This window comes from Bradyrhizobium sp. WSM1743, from assembly GCF_000473065.1.
In the GTDB taxonomy this organism is placed as follows: Bacteria; Pseudomonadota; Alphaproteobacteria; order Rhizobiales; family Xanthobacteraceae; genus Bradyrhizobium.
In genome coordinates, this window is record NZ_AXAZ01000024.1 from 81,455 (window position 1) to 102,540 (window position 21,086).

15 protein-coding genes and 2 pseudogenes are annotated in these 21,086 nt (G+C 60.9%); 16 read left to right on the forward strand and 1 reads right to left on the reverse strand.

All coding sequences use genetic code 11. The features are described from left to right. Positions 1-1,357 precede the first annotated feature (1,357 nt). From YU9_RS0117060 to YU9_RS0117120, 16 genes and pseudogenes are all read left to right on the forward strand, one after another. Positions 1,358-1,879 carry a DUF1097 domain-containing protein gene (locus YU9_RS0117060; RefSeq protein ID WP_027573946.1) on the forward strand — a complete coding sequence of 174 codons (522 nt, stop codon included), beginning with the start codon at positions 1,358-1,360 and terminating at the stop codon, positions 1,877-1,879. A 314-nt stretch (positions 1,880-2,193) separates the two neighbouring features. Then, a complete protein-coding gene (locus YU9_RS0117065) occupies positions 2,194-3,624 on the forward strand; it encodes a PLP-dependent aminotransferase family protein (protein WP_198028252.1) in 1,431 nt (476 codons plus the stop codon). Between the two features lie 267 nt (positions 3,625-3,891). Further along, positions 3,892-6,030 (forward strand): molybdopterin-dependent oxidoreductase, encoded by a 2,139-nt coding sequence (locus YU9_RS0117070; RefSeq protein WP_027573948.1) that lies wholly within the window; start codon positions 3,892-3,894, stop codon positions 6,028-6,030. Between the two features lie 81 nt (positions 6,031-6,111). Beyond that, the gene (locus tag YU9_RS45785) at positions 6,112-6,414 is read left to right on the forward strand and encodes a DUF362 domain-containing protein (protein ID WP_084298974.1); all 303 of its coding nucleotides are present in this window, start codon (positions 6,112-6,114) and stop codon (positions 6,412-6,414) included. 11 nt (positions 6,415-6,425) lie between these two features. Beyond that, complete coding sequence (locus YU9_RS41630) at positions 6,426-7,829, forward strand: hypothetical protein (protein WP_036017362.1); 1,404 nt, start codon at positions 6,426-6,428, stop codon at positions 7,827-7,829. Positions 7,830-8,039: 210 nt separating this feature from the next. Continuing rightward, positions 8,040-8,396: a cupin domain-containing protein gene (locus YU9_RS0117085; protein ID WP_027573950.1), complete on the forward strand. Its 357-nt coding sequence runs from the start codon at positions 8,040-8,042 to the stop codon at positions 8,394-8,396. 92 nt (positions 8,397-8,488) lie between these two features. Beyond that, positions 8,489-9,523, forward strand: coding sequence for a GTP 3',8-cyclase MoaA (gene moaA / locus YU9_RS0117090; RefSeq protein WP_027573951.1), 1,035 nt, complete (start codon positions 8,489-8,491; stop codon positions 9,521-9,523). Then, on the forward strand, positions 9,523-10,098 hold the full coding sequence (locus YU9_RS0117095) for a DUF2478 domain-containing protein (protein WP_027573952.1): 576 nt from the start codon (positions 9,523-9,525) through the stop codon (positions 10,096-10,098). Before moaA ends, YU9_RS0117095 begins: the two co-directional genes overlap by 1 nt. A 74-nt stretch (positions 10,099-10,172) precedes the next feature. Beyond that, positions 10,173-10,583 (forward strand): transcription elongation factor, encoded by a 411-nt coding sequence (locus YU9_RS41635; RefSeq protein ID WP_371259160.1) that lies wholly within the window; start codon positions 10,173-10,175, stop codon positions 10,581-10,583. Further along, on the forward strand, positions 10,553-10,636 hold the full coding sequence (locus tag YU9_RS51070; protein WP_371259161.1) for a hypothetical protein: 84 nt from the start codon (positions 10,553-10,555) through the stop codon (positions 10,634-10,636). The genes YU9_RS41635 and YU9_RS51070 overlap by 31 nt, the downstream gene beginning before the upstream one ends. 75 nt (positions 10,637-10,711) lie before the next feature. Next, entirely contained in the window at positions 10,712-14,392 is a 3,681-nt protein-coding gene (locus tag YU9_RS44625) for an S-layer family protein (protein ID WP_027573953.1), read from the forward strand. Between the two features lie 87 nt (positions 14,393-14,479). Then, positions 14,480-14,575, forward strand: a pseudogene (locus tag YU9_RS51075) (hypothetical protein); the annotation flags it as partial. 42 nt (positions 14,576-14,617) lie between these two features. After that, positions 14,618-19,333: a choice-of-anchor tandem repeat GloVer-containing protein gene (locus YU9_RS44630; RefSeq protein WP_027573954.1), complete on the forward strand. Its 4,716-nt coding sequence runs from the start codon at positions 14,618-14,620 to the stop codon at positions 19,331-19,333. A gap of 113 nt (positions 19,334-19,446) precedes the next feature. Next, positions 19,447-19,656, forward strand: a complete 210-nt coding sequence (locus YU9_RS44635) for a hypothetical protein (protein ID WP_051380413.1) — start codon at positions 19,447-19,449, stop codon at positions 19,654-19,656. Positions 19,657-20,250: 594 nt separating this feature from the next. Next, positions 20,251-20,385 (forward strand): annotated as a pseudogene (locus YU9_RS49950) (restriction endonuclease); the annotation flags it as partial. Between the two features lie 179 nt (positions 20,386-20,564). Continuing rightward, positions 20,565-20,825: a type II toxin-antitoxin system Phd/YefM family antitoxin gene (locus YU9_RS0117120; RefSeq protein ID WP_027573955.1), complete on the forward strand. Its 261-nt coding sequence runs from the start codon at positions 20,565-20,567 to the stop codon at positions 20,823-20,825. An 11-nt stretch (positions 20,826-20,836) separates the two neighbouring features. On the opposite strand, the gene YU9_RS0117125 is transcribed toward YU9_RS0117120, so the two are convergent. Further along, positions 20,837-21,086, reverse strand: a 250-nt coding sequence (locus YU9_RS0117125) for an IS3 family transposase (protein WP_027573956.1), incomplete at its 5' end; no start/stop codon positions are given.

A 21,086-nucleotide genomic window follows, 5' to 3' on the forward strand; every position in this document is an offset into this window, starting at 1 on the left:
CGCCGCGCGAGTATGAGCGGGTGTCTCGGCCTAGCACGCGGCCGTTCAGTCGATTGACTCCGATAGTTACCGAAGTCGCCGTCCGTTCTGGCGCCGTGAATTTTCCTGTGAATTCAAGATCAAAAAGCTGGCGCGGATATGCGGATATATTGTCGGGATCTGTCCGCCAGCTTTGAAAGTTTGTGCGTGCAGATCAACGCCGTAATGTCGTCCTAAATGATTGAGTGGGAGTAGTGCGGCCGGCTGGCATCGCGCAGTTTGGCGTAGTTTGGTCGAGTTGTTCTCGCTTCCTTCGCGTTGAGGATTCTGACCGTAGTAGTGAGCTTGGCTTATCCCAGCAGGGGTCCGAGATCCATTGCGTCTTCACTGATGGAGTATCGTAGCGCGAGCGATCGTAGAGAAGGGGCGGACGCTCAAAGCTAGCTGGGAGCACCTGCAGGTTGTGGCGCAAAACGGACCACTCATTATCCGCCCCGATCGCGTTGGCCGGAACTAGCTCAAATTGCCCCATGATGGATTCGAGCGAAAGCTAAAATCTTCAATAGATTAGAGGGCGGCGCGTGCACCGACATATCAAGAAAGATCTCCTCACAGCCAACGTGAGGAGGTTCGTGGCGCATGTGCAGGTCTGGGCTTCCGAGGGCAGGTGGCCGGCGAGTGCTTACGAGCAGTGTTCAGGTGTTCGGAAGTGGGACAATCGACAATCGTGGGTTTGACTTCCACTCTCTCCGCCATTTCTACGCCACAGCTCTCCCCAGTATCCGATTGTTCGAGTCTACCGCGAAATCAGCGAACAACCTCGCTATCTTGCGCTAATTCTCCGCGAAGGCTGTAGTTTTTCGCTGTGCTTTTCTTGAGATGCGCGGGCCGTTGTAGCCGATCGGCCGCGACGCCCAACGCCTCGCGCCGACCGGCAGCAAACGGGAAGCTGTAAACCATTCGATCGTGCGCGACCACTGAGCAGAAGCGACACGCTCCCGGACGCGGAGAGGACAGCTCTCTGCTCAGAAGGGATCGTCGCCCCGTTGATGATCACCACTCCCACATTTCGCGACAAATCCAGTGACGGGATGTCACTGGCGAGATCTGCCTGTTCGAGGCGCTCGATCCGAGCGTCATCGCCGCCTCCAGCGGCGTCGCGACCCGAACGAAGCATGCGATCAACTCAAGCACCGGCGCGCCAGCGGTGAAGAGTTGCGATGGATTCGAGCTTCCTGGCTGGCACCATTGCTAAAGCATTGGGTGGCTCTGCTCCGACACGAACGAGATGTCCTACACTCGATAAGTGTAAGGCCAGTTTGGTCTGGTCGCCGTCAAGCGTCTGTTCGATACCTTCCTGTTGAACCGGAGAAATCCAATGAACCCAGTTGCAAGGCTTGCGCTTGTCATAAGCCTGCTTGGTGCACTTGCGACGTGGCTCTTTCTGGGGCCCCTTGCTGCGTTGGGTCTCCAGATCTGGGCTGCATTCATCATGTGGGGCTGCTTCTATCATTGCGGAGGAGGGCTCTCAGGTTTGAAGGCGGCCGTGGCCGGCGGCGTTTGGGGAGCGACAATGGCCGCTGTGGCGCTTGCATTGATCGCGAAAGTTGGCGGAGGTCCGTTGGGAGCCGCCATTTGCGTGGGTGTGACGGTCGCTATCTTTATCCTTGGCGCGAATATCTCTTTGCTATCGGTGATTCCGGCCGCCGTGTACGGCTATTCAGCGGTCGCAGCATTGGCTCTGCTCAAGCCTGGCGAGGACATTTTCTCAGTCGACATCGTGAGCAATCCCGCCGTCAACATTATTGTTTCCATGATTATCGGATGCTTGTTTGCCTTTGTGTCCGAGAGGATCGTCGAGATGCTGCGAACACCATCCGGCGCGCCGATGAAGATCTGAATTAATGTAGCGAACTGCCGCCAGCGGGGAGCTCGGTGCTGATCGCAGCGCAAAGCGACCATCGACTTGGATGGTCTTTCGGAAGGCGCCGCAACTGCCGGAGGATCGACGTATGAAATCCTAGATAAAAATAGTGCCCGGTTCAGGACTGTCGTGGTCACGAATGGCCGGCCACGACCTGAATTGCTGTTGTGATAGAATGAAGCTTTCATTCTACACTCGGGTCGGCAGCATCGCCGGCCGAACGAATCGGGTAATTTCCATTGATGCATATCGCGCTTCACCTTGATCCCAAGAGCACGATCAGTCTGCAGATGCAGATCTACGAGCAACTTGCGGCCCTGATCCGTAAGGGCCGGCTCAAGCCGGGTGGTGTTCTTCCAAGCTCGCGAGACCTCAGCACACAGTTAGGCGTCTCCCGGAATACGGTCTCGGAAGCTTACGAAAAACTGGTAGCTGACGGTTACATCAACACGGCGCCTAAACGGGGTACCTTCGTAAGCAAGACGATGCCTGAGGACGCGATGTCGACGGGCGCGAGACCGCTGCTCGAAAGGTCGAATTCGATGACCTCGATCAATCTGCCGCTTCCATATACGGGCCGGGGCTCGCCGGGATTATATGCGCCTCCCGACACGCAAATCCGCATTGACTTCCGATACGGGCGCTCCGATGCGCATTCCTTTCCCGAGAAGACATGGCGCCGTCTTCTGCTGGAATGCCTTGGCGGCGCGTCCGAACGCATCACCCAGTACAACGATCCCGCTGGCCTACCTGAACTTCGAGAGCTTATCGCAAGCTATCTCGGACCCTCGCGCGGAATGTCGGTCACTGCCGAGCACGTCATCATCGTGGGAGGTTTCCAGCAAGGTATAAACTTGGCCGCGCACCTCATGGTCGGGGTCAAGACGCCTGTCGTCATGGAGGCGCCTTGCTACCGCGGGGCAGCGTTCCTGTTCGAGACATATGGCGGCAAGGTCATTCCGGTACCCGTCGATCAATTTGGTATCGATGTGACGCGGCTGCCGGATCATCGGGTCAAGCTCATCTACGTCACGCCGTCGCATCAGTTTCCGACCGGAGGGACGATGTCGCTGGAACGGAGAACGGCGCTGCTCGACTGGGCCGCCCGGACCGGCGCATATATCCTGGAAGTCGACTACGATTCCGATTTCCGATACGAAGGATCGTTGCTTCCATCGCTGCAGTCATTGGATCGCAATGGGTGCGTCATCTACCTGAACTCCTTCTCGCGCTCGCTCGGTCCCGGATTGCGACTGGGCTATATGGTTGTTCCGCGTGATCTTCTCCGGGCTGCGACGACGCTCAAGGCTCTGATCGACAACGGTTCGCCGTGGTTGGAGCAGGCTACGCTGGCTCAGTTCATCCGGAACGGGAGCCTGACGAACCATCTGAAGCGTCTTCGAAACACCTACCAAGGCCGCCGAGACGCCGTGAGGTCTTCCTTGAAGAAGCACTTCGGAGAAGCCAACGTATCCGGCGATGCTGCCGGGACCCATATGCTTTGGGAAGTGCCTGGGCACTGTCCACCCGCTATCGAGCTCCAGCAACTGGCACGAGGCGTCGGAGTCGGTATCCACCCGCTTCATTCCGGAACCGTTTTGCACGGCGATTCGCTACCCGGTTTCGAACGCCACGTACTCCTCGGCTACGTGCACCTGACGCCGGCCCAGATCGATGAAGGCTTCGCGCGAATGGCGACCGGCTTGGCGAAGAATCGCTGATCGTCCCGGCGACACGACGAGCTGATTTATCAAGCACATTGCTGCAACAGCAGGCATCAATGAACGCTTTTGAGGGCAGCGAAATACCCTTTGGCGTGAACAACTTGCTGGCGCCAAGCCTCTGTTAGCGACTGGCCCTACATGCCTCATGGCCCGGCCCTAATGTTGCATAGTTCTCGGCACGGATGCGCAGGGGAATGTGTCCCTTCAGCGTTTCACCGCCAAGGTGAGATCCGGGCTCAAACTGGCGCCGATAGGAGTGTCGCGATGTCCGTTCAATCAGCCGAAGCGAAAACCGTACGTGGCGCGTGCCCGCAAGACTGCCCCGACACGTGCGCTTTCATCTATCATGTCGAGGACGGAAAGTTGGTCGAGGTGACGGGCGACCCGGCTCATCCAATGACCCGCGGGGGCCTTTGCGTGAAATTGAAGGACTTCGCCGAGCATCACTACAACCCGGACCGTCTTCTCTATCCAATGAAGCGGGTCGGGCCGAAGGGATCGGGAAAGTATGAGCGCATCAGTTGGGATGAGGCGCTCTCCACGATCAAGAGCAAATGGACCGACATCATCGACCAGTATGGAAGCCAGGCGATCATGCCGCATGCCTATCTGGGCAACCAGGGCACGGCAAACGGCCTCACGGCGGGCGACGCGTTCTTTAACCGCCTCGGATCGACCGTTGCCGAGAAGACCTACTGCGAATCCGGGTCTTCGACGGCGTGGGTCATGACGGTAGGGCCGACCGGCGGCCTCGACGTCGAAAGCCTTGCCTACGCGAAATACATCATCGTGTGGGGCATGAACATGGTCTCGACGAATCTCCATGCATGGCCCTTCGTGCTAGAGGCCAAAAGCAAGGGCGCCAAGATCGTCGTCATCGACCCCTACAAGTCGCGAACGGCCAAGCAGGCCGATTGGCATATCGCCATCAAGCCCGGCACCGATGCTGCTTTGGCGCTCGGGATGATGAACGTGATCATCCAGGAAGGGCATGTCGACTACGACTACGTCGAGAAATACACGCTGGGCTACGAAGAGCTTAAAGCGCGCGCCGCAGAATTTCCTGTGGAGCGGGTGTCCGAGATTACCGGTATTCCGGCGACCGATATCGTGAAACTCGCGCGCGAGTATGCCACGACACCGCCCGCCGCAATCCGCGAAGGCGTGGCCGTCGAGCGTTGTCCTGGCGGAGGCGATGCAGTCCGTGCGATCACCTGCCTGCCCGCGTTGATCGGCGCCTGGCGCCATGTCGGTGGCGGCGCGGTAGAGATGCCCATCTACGAATTCCCGATGAGCGTCGCCCATGTCTCGAGGCCCAACTGGATCCGGCCCGGGACGCGGGTCATCAACGAGCTCGATCTCGGGGCCGCACTCACCGGCAAGATGAAACTCGATCCGCCGATCAAGTCGGTGTTCGTCTACAACTCAAACCCGGTTTCGCAGGCCCCGGACGCCGGCGAACTGGTCAGGGGTCTTCAACGCGAGGATCTCTTCACGGTGTGTAGCGAGCTCTTCATCACCGACACCGCGAAATACGCCGACATTCTGCTACCCTCGACCATGCAGGCGGAGCAGTACGACATCATGGTGACCTGGGGTCACCTCTATATCATGTTGAATCAGCCAGCGATTCCGGCTCCAGGGGAGTGCGTTGCCAATATCGATCTCTTCCGCAGGCTGGCAAAGACCATGGGGTTCGACGACGATTATTGGGATCTGACTGACGATGAATGGTTGACTCTCGCCTATGACTGGAAGTCGCCGGCGCTTGAAGGCATCACGCTCGATATCCTGAAGAAGGATGGCTGGAAGCGCCTCAACGTCGGCATGCCAGAAGTCCGCGCGCCACATGCCGAGGGCAACTTCAAGACGCCCTCGGGCAAGTGCGAGTTCAAGTCGAGCATGGCCGAGGGCGGAAACATGGTGCTCGACGTCTGGCGATCGGGCTATACGGAGATGCAGGTGGGCGGCTACGTCGATCCCGTTCCGAACTACATAGCTCCGGTCGAGGTTATCGACGGCGCACCGGAGAAGTCAGCGCAATTCCCGCTGAACCTGCTTTCTCCGAAACCCCACGCCTTCCTGAATACGCAATACGGCAATGAGGCCCCGCAGATGAAACGGCAGGGCGAGCAGAGGATCATGATCAATCCATCCGATGCGGCAAGCCGATCGATAACGAATGGAGCCTACGTCCGAGTCTTCAACCAGCGAGGTACCTTCGAAGCAAAGGCCGATCTCACTGATGATGTCGGGGCAGGGCTCATCGTGACGAACGTTGGCCATTGGCCAGGACTTAACCGGACCGGGACGGCGGTGAACTCGACGACCGCGCCTCGCCACGCCAATCTCGGGCAGGCCGGTGTCTATTCGGACAATCGCGTCGAGGTCGAGCGGATCTGACAATCTCACTTCTGTTACGTCGACCGGCCGTGCCGGCCGACGTAACACCTGTGAATTTCAGCTAGAGGGACGCCACAGACTATGCCACACGTCGTAACTGACAATTGCCGGCTCTGTCTTTTTACAGATTGTGTCGAACACTGCCCTGTCCAATGTTTTCACGCCGACGATGAGCGCAGTTATATTGACCCCGACGTATGCATCGATTGCGGAGCCTGCATTCCGGCATGCCCAGTGCAGGCAATCCATGAAGTCTTCGAGCCGGATGATGAACGAGAGCTCCTGGACTTGAACAAACAGCGTTCGCACGCGCTCCCGGTGATTTCGGTCAAGCGGTCTCCGCTATCCTCCGCGGCCGCCCGCCGGGCCGAACTTGGCTTTTAACCCGGGTCAACATGACCGCCATCAGACATGCCGCAATCGTTGGAAGCGGTCCGAGCGGCTTCTACGCCGCCGAGGCGCTGCTGAACGCCTTGCCCGACATTGTCATCGATATGTTCGAGCGGTTGCCGACGCCATATGGGCTGGTACGTAGCGGCGTAGCTCCCGATCATCCGAAACTCAAGCAGGTCACGCTCGTCTTCGACAAGATCATGCAGTCGAAGCGTCTCAATTTTCTAGGAAATGTAGAGATAGGGACTGACCTGTCGCTCGACGCGCTCCGGGACGCCTACGATGTCGTCGTTCTGGCTTACGGGGCGAGTACAGACCGTAAAATGGGGATCCGAGGCGAGGAGCTCGAGAACAGTCACTCCGCCACCGAGTTCGTGGGATGGTACAACGGACACCCCGATTTTCGCGACTGCAAGTTCGATCTCAGTCAGGAAGTTGCAGTCGTGGTCGGACACGGCAACGTCGCGGCCGATGTTTCGCGGATACTTCTGCAACCATGTGACAACCTCCGTCACACCGACATCGCTGCGCATGCGTTGGAAGTTCTCGCCGAAAGCAGGATCCGTGAGGTCCACTTGGTGGGCCGCCGGGGGCCGGTGCAAGCAAAATTCACATCGCGCGAGCTTCGGGGCTTGGGGTCGATTCCACAGTGCGTCGTCGTCGCTCACGGCGACGCCGTACCAGTGAACCCTGCCTGCGAGGCCGAGCTCGCCGACCGCACGAACCTCAACGCATTGCAGAACGTGGAATTCTTTCGTGGTCTGCGCGGTACCGTATCGAAAGACGCTTCGCGGAAGCTGGTCTTTCACTTTTGCGTCAGTCCGGAACGGCTTGATGGCGAGGCGGGTCGTGTGAAGCGGGCGGTCTTTCGAAGGACCACGCTGCATGGACAGCCCTTCGAGCAGGCCGCTGTTCCAACAGAGGAGTTGTTTGCCATCGACTGCGGTCTGGTCTTGAGCAGCATCGGTTACTGGGGCCAGCCGCTGGAGGGCCTTCCGTTCGATTTTCGCCGCGGCATCGTTCCAAATCGCAAGGGACGTGTGGAATGTAGCGGCGCGCCCGTTGATGGACTCTATGTGACGGGATGGCTCAAGCGCGGCCCAACCGGCATCATCGGGACCAATCGAGCCGACAGCATTGAGACCGTCCAGCAGATATTGGACGATCTGCCTCGCCGCGCTCCGAGAGTGCGGGGGAGGAGGCAACTGCTTCTCGATTCACTTTCGCTTCGGAACATCAGAGCCGTCGGATTGCATGATTGGCTTGCGATCGATGTGGCTGAGCGCGCCGGAGGAATGAAAGCGGGCAAGCCCCGGGAGAAATTGACGCGCGTCACGGAGATGATCGATCTCGTAACGCGGAACGTTCGCGAAGCCCCGGATTGTTGCTGCGCAAGTGCCGGATAACGGCTGAATTCGTGGCTCATAGCTCGATCTAACAAACTTCAACTGCTCTCGCGCTGGCACCATGGGATGTTTGGCAACTGGCCCTGCTCATTGGTGTCGCGGAATTGGAAATAGTTGATGGGATGGCCTGGCGGAATCGTCGCCATGGCAGTCTTCCAACCGCCTCGCTCGCCTGATTTGGCGTGCACAATACTCGAGAGGGAGTGTCGCGTGGCAAACGATAAGGTAACGAAACTTGGTCTCAAGGCGGCAGCGCCGATCGAGACGGATCTTGATGGATGGAAGAAGGTCGATGGCAATCCGACCATGAAAACGTGGGTCGAATACACCGCAGATGATGGTTCGTCGATCTCGGGTTGGTGGAGCGCGACACCCGGCACCTATCGCGCCACCTATGGGGCGCCGGAATTCGTTCACATGATCCAGGGAGAGATCATCATTACGCCTGATGGCGGGAAACCCGTGACCGTCAAGGCTGGCGACGCTTTCGTGGTCGAGAAGGACTTTGTGGGAACATGGAAGATCCAACAAGAGGTCTTCAAGCATTTCACGATCAAGCTGAAGTGACGTGTCGGTCGACAATGAAGGGCGCTTGGGCGTTGTGATCGTCGACCGCTTTCATGTCTCATTTGCTGAGTTGCATTGAGAGGGGCCATTGAATGAGCGTGCCGATTTCCGCGGTCGATCAGCCTGGCAAGAGGGCGCTCGTCGATGGCTTCTTTCGTGTCGTGACTTACCTGAGAGTGTCGGTCACGGACCGCTGCGACCTTCGCTGCGTCTACTGCATGTCACCTAGTATGACATTTCTTCCAAAGAAGGACCTTTTGACCCTGGAAGAATTGGATCGGATCTGTTCGGCTTTCATTGCGCGGGGTGTGCGCAAATTGCGCTTGACGGGTGGCGAGCCGCTGATGCGTCGGGGCTTTCTCGACCTGGTTCGGGGCCTCTCACGGCACCTCAAGTCCGAGGATCTTCAGGAGCTCACGCTAACGACCAATGGCACTCAGCTCGCGAGATACGCGGCTGACCTCGCGAAGTTCGGCGTGAGGCGGATCAACGTTTCGCTTGATACGCTCGATCCCGGTACTTTCAGGGGGATCACGCGCGGCGGCGACATCACCGGTGTGCTCGAAGGCATAGAGGCGGCACGCGACGCCGGCCTCAACGTGAAGATCAACACGGTGGCGCTGAGGGACATCAACGAAGCGTCTCTCCAAGATCTGGTCGAATGGTCGCACGCAAAGGGCATGGACATTACACTTATCGAAACCATGCCTCTGGGCGATACAGGCGAGGATCGGACGGATCAGTACGTGCCGCTGTCAGAGGTCCGATCTCAGTTTGAGAAGCGTTACACTCTTGTCGATCTGCCCGATTCGACCGGCGGCCCGGCGCGATATGTCCGCGTATCCGAGACCGGAGGCCGCCTTGGCTTCATCACACCGCTTACCCATAATTTCTGCGAGGCTTGCAATCGAGTCAGGGTCTCGTGCGACGGGACGCTCTTCATGTGTCTTGGGAAGGATGACCGGGTTGACCTGCGACAGACGGTCCGGGCATCGCTGTCTGATGCGCTTTTGAACGAAGCGATCGACGGCGCGATGCGCGTAAAGCCTCGCGGCCATGAATTTGTCATCGACCGCCGTAGACAATCGCCGACGATCGGCCGCCACATGTCAGTGACCGGTGGTTGATGTCGGCATCCGTTGCACTGTTCGAATCTGACCGTGAGGCGCCCGCTCGCGCTCGCGAGTCGCGCCACCAAATCCTGGCCGCTCTCGTCTACAATGAGCAGTCTTATCCGGACGAAATTTTTAAGCGGGTCGTTGATCGCTGCCGATTGCAAGGGACCCGCATGGCAGGGGTCATTCAACATCGTGCCCGCGATCCCGGCCATAGCTGCGATATGCTGCTCGAGGATCTGGCGACCGGACGGCAAACATCGATTTTCGCGGATCGCGGCCATGGGGCTAAGGGCTGTCAGCTGGACGAAGATGCCATGCTGCAGATCGTGTCAGCGATCGAGTTGGCGCTTAAGAACGGCTCGGATCTTGTGGTCCTGAACAAGTTTGGCAAGGTGGAAGCGGAAGGCGGGGGCATGCGTGATCTTATCGCGCAAGCGGTCTGTTTGGATACTCCCTTGATCGTTGGCGTTCCCACGCGCAACTTGCAGGCCTGGAGAGAGTTTGCGAGAGGATTTTCAGTTGAGCTGAACAGTTCAGACGACGTCGACGAGTGGCTCGGACGCCATTTGGCAAAGCACGGGTGATCGAGACACCGTCAAGGAACGGAACATTAAAGTGGTTCCCTTCGGGCTGACGGTGAGTTGGAGTTTCTCGGCTGATGAGCAGAGCCTTCGTCAGGGAATTGGATGCTGACGATCTCGAAGAGCTCCCGGAGCGACCGCTTTCCAAGCATCCGAACGACGTCACCGCGGCTGGCCTGGCGCAGATCGAACAGGCCCTCGCGGCGGCCGGCGAAGTCTACGCCGCGGCGAGGGCCTCAGCCGACCGCGCGGCGCTTGCCGCCGCGAGCCGCGACTTCCGCTACTGGTTCGCTCGGCGCGCTACGGTACGCGTGGTACCCGCCGCAGTCGATTGCTCGGAAGTGCGCTTCGGAACGTCAGTGACGATCCTGCGCGACGATGGCCGGGAGCAGACGTTCCGGATCGTCGGTGAGGACGAAGCGATCCTACCCAAGGCTCGATCTCGCATGTCTCGCCGCTGGCGAGATCGACGTTTGGGAAACGCGTAGGAGATGTTGTTCAAGCCGGTGTCGGCGAAGCCGAGATCATCCGGATCGAATGACCAATACCTGCGCTATCGATCTATCGCGCTTGGGTTCGTTACTTGCGCCGCGCTCTCGGCGGTTAGCGCCGAACGGTGACCGCTACGCGCGATGCCGATGGCGACGGCTCAACGGATCAGATTCAAACGGCGGTCACGGCCATCGACGGCAGCCAGATCGACACGATTACGAACCTTGGACGGTTGGGAGCCGTCGAGGATCAGTCCATCACCACGACCAGCGCCGATGGCCTGACCAGGACCACGCAGTGGGATTTCGTCGGCAGCGGCACGGTCGATCGCACGCGCAGCGACGTCATCGTCAAGAATCTCGACGGCAGCGTGACTGAGACCGTCACTGACACGGATGCCAGCGGCGCGCTGTACCAGAAGGCAATTCTCACCACGAGTGCGGATGGACGAACGAAGACGGTCAAGAAGCAGACTCCGGGTCAGTCGTATTTCGACTACAGCGAGGTCACGACGACCGCCGTGGACGGAAGCTCGAAGACCGTTGCCGAGTACGTGACCACAGCGGGGGTAGTGCTGGACCAGGCCATCACGACCGTCAGTGCCGACGGCCTCAGCGAGACCGTGCAGCAGGACAGCAGTGGTTCCGGCACCTACGACTACACTGCGACAACGAACAAGAACATCGACGGCAGCACGGTTACCAACGCCACGTATCTGAACGCCAGCGGTCAGACCATCGAGCGGGTCGTGACGACGGTCAGCCCGGATGGCCTCGTCACCACGATCGACAAGGACAGCACCAACGCAGGCTGGTTCGACAGCATCAACACCATCGTGGCGCGGCCGGATGGCAGTACGGTGTCGACGACGCGCTATCTGAATTCCAGCGGCGCGACGACGAGCGAGCTGGTCACCGTCACGAGCGCGGACGGCAATATCGTGACACAGTCGGTGCCGCCGACGATTTCCGGGACCGTGGCGGGACAGACCACGACGTCGGAGCATCCGGTTCACCCGTTCAGCGGAACGACTATCAGCGACCAGAATCCCGGCGCGACCGACGTGCTGACCATCACGCTGAGCGGAGCCGGCGGCACGCTGTCCGGAGCGGGTCTGATCGGATCCGGCAATACCTATACCCTGTCGGGATCGGCTTCTACGATCACGAGCGAGCTCCAGGCGCTGGTCTTTACCCCAAACGCCGGCCAACCCAACACCAGCAGCACCACGACGTTCCGCCTGTCGGACGCCAGCACGGGCTATACGCCGAAGGTCCTGACGTCGTTCGACGGCACCCTCAGCAAGCAACCCGCAGGCGGCCTGATTGAAGACGCGGCCGGCAATCTGTTCGGAACCACGCAATTCGGCGGCGACGGCAGAGGCGACGTGTTCGTCCTTCCCAAGATCGGCGACGGCTACGCCAGCACGCCGATCGATCTTTTCAACCTGGGGAATGGCCAGTCCGACCCGACGAGTACCCTGACGATGGATTCGGCGGGCAATTTGTTCACCGCCACGGCCGGTGGCGCCGCCGGCTACGGCTCCGTCATCGAGCTAGTCAGGTCCGGCGGGAGCTTCACGGGGACGACGATTGCAACATTCAACGGAACGAACGGAAATGGTCCGCAAGGCAAGCTGATCGGGGATGCGTCGGGCAATCTCTTCGGCGTGACCGCGGCCGGCGGCAACAGCAACAAGGGCACCCTGTTCGAGATCGCCAAGAGCGGCAGTACCTACAGCGGACCGATTGTGCTGGCCTCGTTCAGCGGAATCAATGGCAATGAGCCGTCGGCCGGTGGACTGGTGATGGATGCGGCCGGCGATCTGTTCGGAACCACCACTAGCGGCGGAGCCAACGGCGACGGCACCATCTTCGAGCTTGCCAAGAGTAGCGGGGCGATCACGACGCTGTACTCATTCGCCGGGACGAACGGCTTGGGGGCCTTTGACAGCGGCCTGATCATGGATGCGGCCGGCGATCTGTTTGGAATGACGGCCCAGGCGGTCAACGGCGGTGGCACTGCGGTGGTCGAGCTCGCCAAGACCGCCAGCGGCTACAGCACGACGCTGACAACGCTTGCTTACCTGACCGACGGTGCAGGCCCGCGCGGAAACCTGGTGATGGACTCGGCCGGGAATCTGTTTGGTGCCACAGGAGGCGGTGGCGCTAACGGCGACGGCACCGTGTTCGAGATTGTCAAGACCGCCAGCGGATACAGCAACACGGCGATCACGCTCACCTCGTTCGACCTTGCCAATGGCGCCATTCCGACGGGCGACCTGATCATCGATCCCGACGGCAATCTGATCGGGATGACCGAGGTCGGCGGAACCAACGAGGCTGGTGTCATCTTCGAGATTCCAGCCCGTCCGCCGCAGGCGATCACGACGACCGACATTACGACGACGGTGACCAATACCGATCCGCCGGCACCTCCGGTCGTGACCATCACCAGCGTGGCGGAAGCGAGCGTGACCGCGGTCCAGACCATCACGGGCATGGCCACCTCGGCCGATGCCACCGTTACCGGTCGGACCGTGACGTTGACGGACAACGGCACGGTGGTGGGAACGGCAATTGTCCAGTCGGACGGCTCGTTCAGTGCCAGCGTGACGCTCTCGGACTTCGGCGCCAACTCCATCGTAGCCAGCGTGACCGATAGCCTCGGTGTCACTGGCACCAGTGCGCCCGTCGTCGATACGCTCGAGCATCCCGCGCCGCCGACCGTGCAGATAACGAGCGCGGCGGAAGCTGGCCGCACGGTAGTCCAGACCATCACCGGCACGGTGACATCCGTCGATGCGGTCGTCGCCGGCCAGACCGTCACCGTGACCGACAACGGCACGTTGGTGGGCACGGGGACGGTGCAGGCGAACGGCTCCTTCAGCGTCGACGTGACGCTGACGAGCCAGGGTACCAACTCCATCGTCGCCAGCGTGACCGACAGCCTCGGCGTGACTGGCAGCAGCGCGGCCGTCGTCGACCTGCTCGACACCATCCCGCCGACGGTGACGATCACCAGCGCGGCGGAAGGCAGCCGGAACCCGGGGCAGACGATCACTGGCACCGTCGTGTCGGGCGGCACGGCGGCCGTCGCAGGCCAGACCGTGACGCTCACTGACAACGGCATCACCATCGGCACGGCGACGGTGCAGGCAAACGGAAGCTTCAGCGCGAACGTGACCCTGCCGAACCAGGGCACGAATTCCATCGTTGCGACGGTCACGGACAGCTATGGCAACACCGGCAGCAGTGCGGCCGTGGTGGATACGCTGGACAACATTCCCCCGACGGTGACGATCACCAGCGCCGCGGAAGCCAGCAACATCGCCGCCCAGACGATCACCGGCACGGTCGTATCCGGCGGCGCAGCCGCAGTCGTCGGCCAGACCGTGACCGTGACGGACAACGGCGTGACGCTGGGCACTGCAATGGTGCAGTCTGACGGAACCTTCAGCCTGAACGCCACGCTGCCGAACCAGGGGGCGAACTCAATTGTCGCGACGGTCGCGGACAGCTATGGCAACACCGGCAGCAGCGCGGGCGTCGTCGACCTGCTCGACACCATCCCGCCGACGGTGACGATCACCAGCGCGGCGGAAGGCAGCCGGAACCCGGGGCAGACGATCACCGGCACCGTCGTGTCGGGCGGCACGGCGGCCGTGGTCGGCCAGACCGTGACCTTGACCGACAACGGCGTGCTGCTGGGGACCGCGACAGTGCAATCCGACGGCAGCTCGGCTACACGCTGTCGACCCTGTATACGTTTGCCTCCGGCGTGTCCGATCCAACGAGCACGCTGACCCTGGACGCTAACGGAAATCTCCTGGGCACGGCAGCCGGCGGTCCTTCCGACGACGGCGTCGTGTTCGAGCTCGTCAACACGAAATCTGTTTGGAACGACAGCCAGCGGCGGGGCCAACAATGTCGGCACCATTTTTGAGCTCGCCAAGGGTAGCGGGACGATCACCACGCTCTATTCGTTCGCCGGAACGAACGGCTTTGGAGCCTTCTCCACCGGTCTGATCATGGATGCGGCTGGCGACCTGTTCGGAATGACGGCCCAGACGGTCAACGGCGGGGGCGGCGCCGTGGTCGAGCTCGCCAAGAACGGCGGCAGCTACAGCACGACGCTGACAACGCTTGCCTACTTCAGCGACGGCTTTGGCCCCAGCGGAAACCTGGTGATGGACTCGGCCGGGAATCTGTTTGGTGCGACAGGAGGAGGTGGCACGAACAGCGACGGCACCCTGTTTGAGATTGTCAAGACCGCCAGCGGATACAGCAGCACAGTGACGACGCTCACCTCGTTCAATGGGTCGAATGGCGCCGATCCGACGGGCGGCCTGATCATCGATCCCTACGGCAATATGTTTGGAATGACGGAAGTCGGCGGTGGCAGCAACGACGGTGTCGTCTTTACGCTCGCGAAGCCGGTCGTCACTGCTGACAGCACCACGACGGTGATAGACAGCGACCCGCCGGCTCCGCCGAAGGTCACGATCACGAGCGCCGTCGTGGCGGACCGGATCGCGGCACAGACCATCACCGGCACGGTGACATCCGTCGATGCGGTCGTCGCCGGCCAGACTGTCACCTTGACCGACAACGGCACAGTGCTGGGAACGGGAACGGTGCAGTTGAACGGAAGCTTCAGCATAAGCGTGACGCTGCCGAACCAGGGGGCCAACTCCATCGTCGCCAGCGTGACCGATAGCCTCGGCGTGACCGGAACCAGTGTGGCGGTGGTGGACACGCTCGACAACGTCGCCCCGACCGTCACGATCACCAGTGCCGCGGAAGCTGGCAATGTCGCGACGCAGACCATCACCGGCACCGTCGTCTCCGGCGGCGCGGCTGCGGTGGTCGGCCAGACCGTGACCTTGACCGACAACGGCGTGACGATCGGCACCGCGACGGTGCAGTCGAACGGCAGCTTCAGCGCCAATGTGACGCTGTCGAGCGAGGGCAGCAATTCGATCGTCGCGACGGTTGCGGACAGCTATGGCAACACCGGCAGCAGCGCAGCCGTGGTCGATACGCTGGACAATGTCGCGCCGACGGTGACGATCACCAGCGCGGCGGAGGCCGGCAATGTTGCGGCACAGACCATCACCGGCACCGTCGTTTCGGGGGGCGTGGCAATCGTGGTCGGCCGGACCGTGACGTTGACCGACAACGGCGTAACGATCGGCACTGCGACCGTGCAGGCGTACGGTGGCTTCAGCGCCAACGTGACGCTGCCGAACCAGGGCGCAAACTCCATCGTCGCGGCGGTAACGGACAGCTATGGCAACACCGGCAGCAGTGCGGCCGTGGTGGATACGCTGGACAACGTCGCGCCAACGGTGACGATCACCAGTGCCGCGGAGACCAGCAACGCGGCGGCACAGACCATCACCGGCACGGTCGTCTCCGGCGGCGCCGCTGCGGTGGTCGGTCAAACCGTGACCCTGACGGACAACGGCGTGACGATCGGCACTGCGACGGTTCAGGCGAACGGCAGCTTCAGCGCGAATGTCACGCTGCCGAATCAGGGCGCCAATTCCATCATGGCGACGGTGACGGACAGCTACGGCAACGCCGGCAGCAGTGCTGCGGTCGTGGATACGCTGGACAGTATGTCCCCGACGGTCACGATCACCAGCGCGGCGGAGGCGAGCAAGATCGCTACGCAGACCATCACGGGCACGGTCGTCTCCGGCGGCGCAGCAGCGGTCGCCGGCCAGACCGTGACGCTGGTGGACAACGGCACGACTCTGGCTACAGCAATTGTGCAGTCGGATGGTTCTTTCAGCGTCAACGTGACATTGCCGAACCAGGGAAGCAATTCGATTGTTGCAATCGTCACCGACAGTCTCGGCAACACCGGCACCAGTGCGGCGGTCGTCGACACGCTGGACAACGTCGCGCCGACGGTGACGATCACGAGCGCCGCTGAGGCAAGCAAGACGGCTGCGCAGACCATCACCGGCACCGTCGTTTCCGGCGGCACGGCGGCCGTTGTCGGCCAGACCGTGACCCTGACCGACAACGGCGTGGCGCTGGCGACCGCGACGGTCCAGGCCAACGGGACCTTCAGCGCCAATGTGACGCTGCCGAACCAGGGCTCGAACTCCATCGTCGCGACAGTGACGGACAGCTATGGCAACACCGGCACAAGCGCGGCGGTGGTCGACACGCTTGGCAGCGTCGCACCGACCATCACCGGCACCCATGGCGGACAGACCACCACGTCGCAGGCTCCGGTCAATCCGTTTACCGGCGTGACCGTCGGCGATCTCAATGTCGGTGCGATCGACACGCTGACGATTACGTTGAGCGGAGCAGGGGGCACGTTGTCGGGTACTGGCCTGAGCGGCTCGGGCACGACGTATACCTTGTCCGGCACGGCGTCCGTGATCACCAGCGAGCTGGACGCGCTTGTCTTCACCCCCGCGGCCGGCGCGCCGAATAGCAGTGGGACGACCACCTTCAAGCTGTCGGACGGCAGTTCGGGCTACACCACCGCCGCAATCTACGCCGCCGCGACGACGCTCATGGCATCGTTCAACGCCGGCAGCAATGGCAATGACCCGATCGCCGGCGTGATCATGGACGCTGCCGGCAACCTGTTCGGGACGACGCCAAGTGGCGGAGCAAACAACGGCGGCGAAGTGTTTGAGATAGTCAAAACCGGAAGCAGCTATAGCAGCACACCATCGGTTCTGGTCTCGTTCAACAACACCAACGGCCAAGCCCCGTACGGTGGCCTCATCATGGATGCCGCTGGCAACCTGTTCGGAACCACGGAAGGGGGTGGGGCAAACCGCGACGGCACTGTTTTTGAAATCGTCAAGAGCGGTAGCACCCATAGCAGTTCGCCGACCACGATCGCCACGTTAAGCAGTACCACCGGCATTTACCCCGTCGGCAGCCTGATCATGGATGCTGCGGGCAATCTCATCGGAACGACGTCGAGCGGGGGTGCCAACAGCGATGGCACGATTTTCGAGATCGTCAAGAATGGAAGTTCCTATAGCAACACGCCCACCGTACTGGTCACATTCAACGGCACCAATGGTGCGGGACCCGTCGATAGCCTGCTGACGGACGCTGCCGGAAACCTGTTCGGAACGACGTCAAGCGGGGGAGCGAACAACGACGGCGTAGTGTTTGAAATCGTCAAGAGCGGTGGCAGCTATAGCAGCACGCCGACCATCCTGGCGTCGTTCAGCGGCACGAACGGCGCGAATCCCCATGGCAATTTGGTGGCGGATGCGGTCGGTGATCTGTTCGGAACGACATTGAACGGCGGAGCCAATAACAAAGGGACCGTGTTCGAACTGGTCAAGAGCGGCAGCAGCTACGGCGCGCCGACGGTACTCGCCTCGTTCAATGGCACGAATGGTGCAAACCCGCAGAACGGCCTGATCATCGATGCGGCAGGTAATCTTTTCGGGGCAGCATCCGGCGGAGGCGCCAACAATTACGGCACCCTGTTCGAAATCGCCAACACCGGCGGCAGCTACGGCGCATTGACTGTTCTGTCGTTCTTGACCTATGCGGGCGGCGGCTATCCGGACGGCAACCTGTCTCTCGACGCGGCGGGCGACCTCATCGGCACGACCTCGAGCGGCGGTGCCGGCGGTGGTGGCGGTGCCGTAATTGAGCTTGTGGGCACTCAGGCAACATTCATCCCGACGGGCGACAGCACCACGACGGTGACCAACACAATTCCTCCCGTGCCGCCGACGGTCACCATCACCAGCACCGCGGGAGGCGTCAACACAGCGGCTCAGACGATCACGGGCACCGTCACCACTGACGCGGTTGTCGCCGGTCAAACCGTCACCCTGACCGATAACGGGACGGTGCTCGGTTCGGGAACGGTCCAGTCCAACGGGACCTTCAGCATCAACGTAACACTGCCGAATGTGGGCGCGAATTCGATCGTTGCCAGCGTCACGGACAGCCCTCGGCATTACCGGCAACAGTGCGGCGATCGTGGACACGCTTCGTGTCGCGCCGACCATCACCGGCGCTCATGCCGGGCAGACCACCACGTCGCAGGCGCCGGTCAACCCGTTCACCGGCGTGACCATCGGCGATGCGAATTCCGGGGCGACCGATACGCTGACCATTACTTTGAGTGGAGCAGGGGGAACGCTGTCGGGCACGGGACTGAGCGGTTCGGGCACGACCTACACCTTGTCAGGTACGGCCTCCGTGATCACGAGCGAGCTGGATGCGCTCGTCTTCACCCCCACCGCAGGCGCGCCGAACACCAGCGGGACAACCACGTTCAAGCTGTCGGATGGCAGCAGCGCCTATCTGACCCCATTGACCTATGCCAGCACACCGGCGGTGCTGACGTCGTTCAACAATACCAACGGGTTGCATCCTTATGCGTGGCCGGCGCGAGCGCTGCTGTCGTCGACACGCTCGACACCATCGCGCCCAGCCTAGTGATCGGCACCGCGCCGGTGCCTGGTAACACCTCGGCGCAGACCGCGTCCGGCAACGTCGTCTCGGGCGGCGCCGCCGCGGTTGCGGGGCGGACGGTGATATGGACGGACAACGGCGTGTCGGTCGGCACGGCCACAGTGCAGTCGAACGGCTCGTTCTCGGGCACGGTGACACTGCCGAGCCAGGCCAACAACGCGATTCTCGCCAGCGTGTCGGACCCTACGGCAACACCAACAACACGTACCTTGCGACGACGGGCAGCGGTCACGTCGCCATTACCGCGGCGCAGAGCGTAGGCACCGAAAACGATCTCGATTTCACCGGAGGCCTCACCGACCAAAACCTCTGGTTCCTGCAATCTGGCAACAACCTGCAGATCGATGTTCTGGGCTCCAGCACCAATGTCACGGTGAACAACTGGTTCGCCGGTAGCGCCAACCAGCTTCAGGAGATCGTCGCGGGCGGATTGAAGCTCGACAGCCAAGTGTCACAGCTCGTGCAAGCCATGGCGACCTATTCGGCCGGACATCCCGGTTTCGATCCGACGTCGTCGGGCAACAATACGCTCCCGAACGATACGAGCCTGCAAAACGCGATCGGGCAGGCATGGCACTCCTAGCCGAGCTCCGAGCTTCGTGGCGAGGACTGTAGATGACGCGCGATAGAAGAAAAGAGCATGTTATATCAACGGTGTCGACAGGACACCCGTTCCGCCGAAAAGGGCGTCCCCACTAACGTAAACCAGGACCTTCATTCCAGAGATGCGGGTGCGAGCTACGGTTCACGGTCCTCAGCATGAGAACTTGGAGGTAGCTCACACTCGTCGCGTCCGGTCGGGTGATCGTGGCGACGGTACGTGAGGGCCCATCGGACCACCGACTAGCGCGCTTCTGATCCCTGACGGTATTTGAACATGCGCCCAACCGTGGCGGTAATGGCACTCTTGTCCACGCAGGCCGCGCTGATCAGTCGATTGACTCCGATAGGTGGCGAAATCGCCGAGAATGCGAACGGCCCAAATTTTTCTGTGAATTCAAGACCGGAAAATTGCGACGGGTATACCGTCGGCAGTTGTCCGTCAGACTTGAAGATTTGTGCTTGTAGATCAACGATGAAAAGTCGTCCGAAATGATTGAGTGGGAGTAGGGGTAGCTCTCCAAGCTTAACATCGCTGAGCTAGTCGTTACTTCCCGGACAGGCGGCGCGACGAATTATGGGATTTGGGGTATTCATCCATCGATCGGACTCGATCTACGATGACAGCCCCGCTGAACGATACCAGTTTCCAAGCCAGTATCTGCGTCGCGTTGAAGCCTGCCTCGGTGATTGGATCATCTATTATGAACCGAGCCCGTAGGATGGGTAGAGCGCAGCGAAACCCGTCGCGGCGAAAAAAACTTGGTTGATGGGTTTTGCTTCCGCTCTACCCACTCCTTGTATTAGCGCAATCCATTACATTGGGTCGTTCTGTGAGGAATGGCCCAGTCCGCGTGGCCGCCCGAGCTACAACCATCAGAGAGGCCGGCCGTGCGCGAAGTTCAACTCCGTGATGCAAAGACTAATCTCTCAGCGATCGTCGATGATGCGATCGACGGCAAGCCCGTGGTGATCATGCGTCACGGCAAGAAGCAGGCGGTGGTCCTAAGTTATGACGAATGGCTACGGCTGTCGAAAGTCCCGAGCATCGGGCGCTTGCTCATGTCGTCGCCTTTGAGCGCAGGCGATATTCCCGCTCGCGATCGAGCAAGGTTGCGCAAGATTAAGTTCTGTGAGCTGCTGCCGGTTTGATGGACACCAGGTTAAGCTAATCCCACCTTGCGCTCGAACTCAACCGGGCTGAGATAGCCGATGGTCGAGTGCCTGCGGATCGTGTTGTAAAATCTTTCGATATAGTCGAACACGTCGGCTCGTGCCTCGTCTCTGGTTCGGTAGATCTTGTTGGCGGTCCGTTCGGTCTTGAGCGACGAGAAGAAGCTCTCCATCGCCGCGTTGTCCCACACGTTGCCGGAACGGCTCATGCTGCAGAGAATGCCGTGGTCGGCCATCAAG

What these genes read in the sequence shown, in the direction of transcription:
- YU9_RS0117060 (WP_027573946.1), top strand. Translation starts at nt 1,358, where the DNA reads ATGAACCCAGTTGCAAGGCTTGCGCTTGTCATAAGCCTGCTTGGTGCA.
- YU9_RS0117065 (WP_198028252.1), top strand. Translation starts at nt 2,194, where the DNA reads ATGCAGATCTACGAGCAACTTGCGGCCCTGATCCGTAAGGGCCGGCTC.
- YU9_RS0117070 (WP_027573948.1), top strand. Translation starts at nt 3,892, where the DNA reads ATGTCCGTTCAATCAGCCGAAGCGAAAACCGTACGTGGCGCGTGCCCG.
- YU9_RS45785 (WP_084298974.1), top strand. Translation starts at nt 6,112, where the DNA reads ATGCCACACGTCGTAACTGACAATTGCCGGCTCTGTCTTTTTACAGAT.
- YU9_RS41630 (WP_036017362.1), top strand. Translation starts at nt 6,426, where the DNA reads ATGACCGCCATCAGACATGCCGCAATCGTTGGAAGCGGTCCGAGCGGC.
- moaA (WP_027573951.1), top strand. Translation starts at nt 8,489, where the DNA reads ATGAGCGTGCCGATTTCCGCGGTCGATCAGCCTGGCAAGAGGGCGCTC.
- YU9_RS0117095 (WP_027573952.1), top strand. Translation starts at nt 9,523, where the DNA reads ATGTCGGCATCCGTTGCACTGTTCGAATCTGACCGTGAGGCGCCCGCT.
- YU9_RS41635 (WP_371259160.1), top strand. Translation starts at nt 10,173, where the DNA reads ATGAGCAGAGCCTTCGTCAGGGAATTGGATGCTGACGATCTCGAAGAG.
- YU9_RS44630 (WP_027573954.1), top strand. Translation starts at nt 14,618, where the DNA reads ATGGATGCGGCTGGCGACCTGTTCGGAATGACGGCCCAGACGGTCAAC.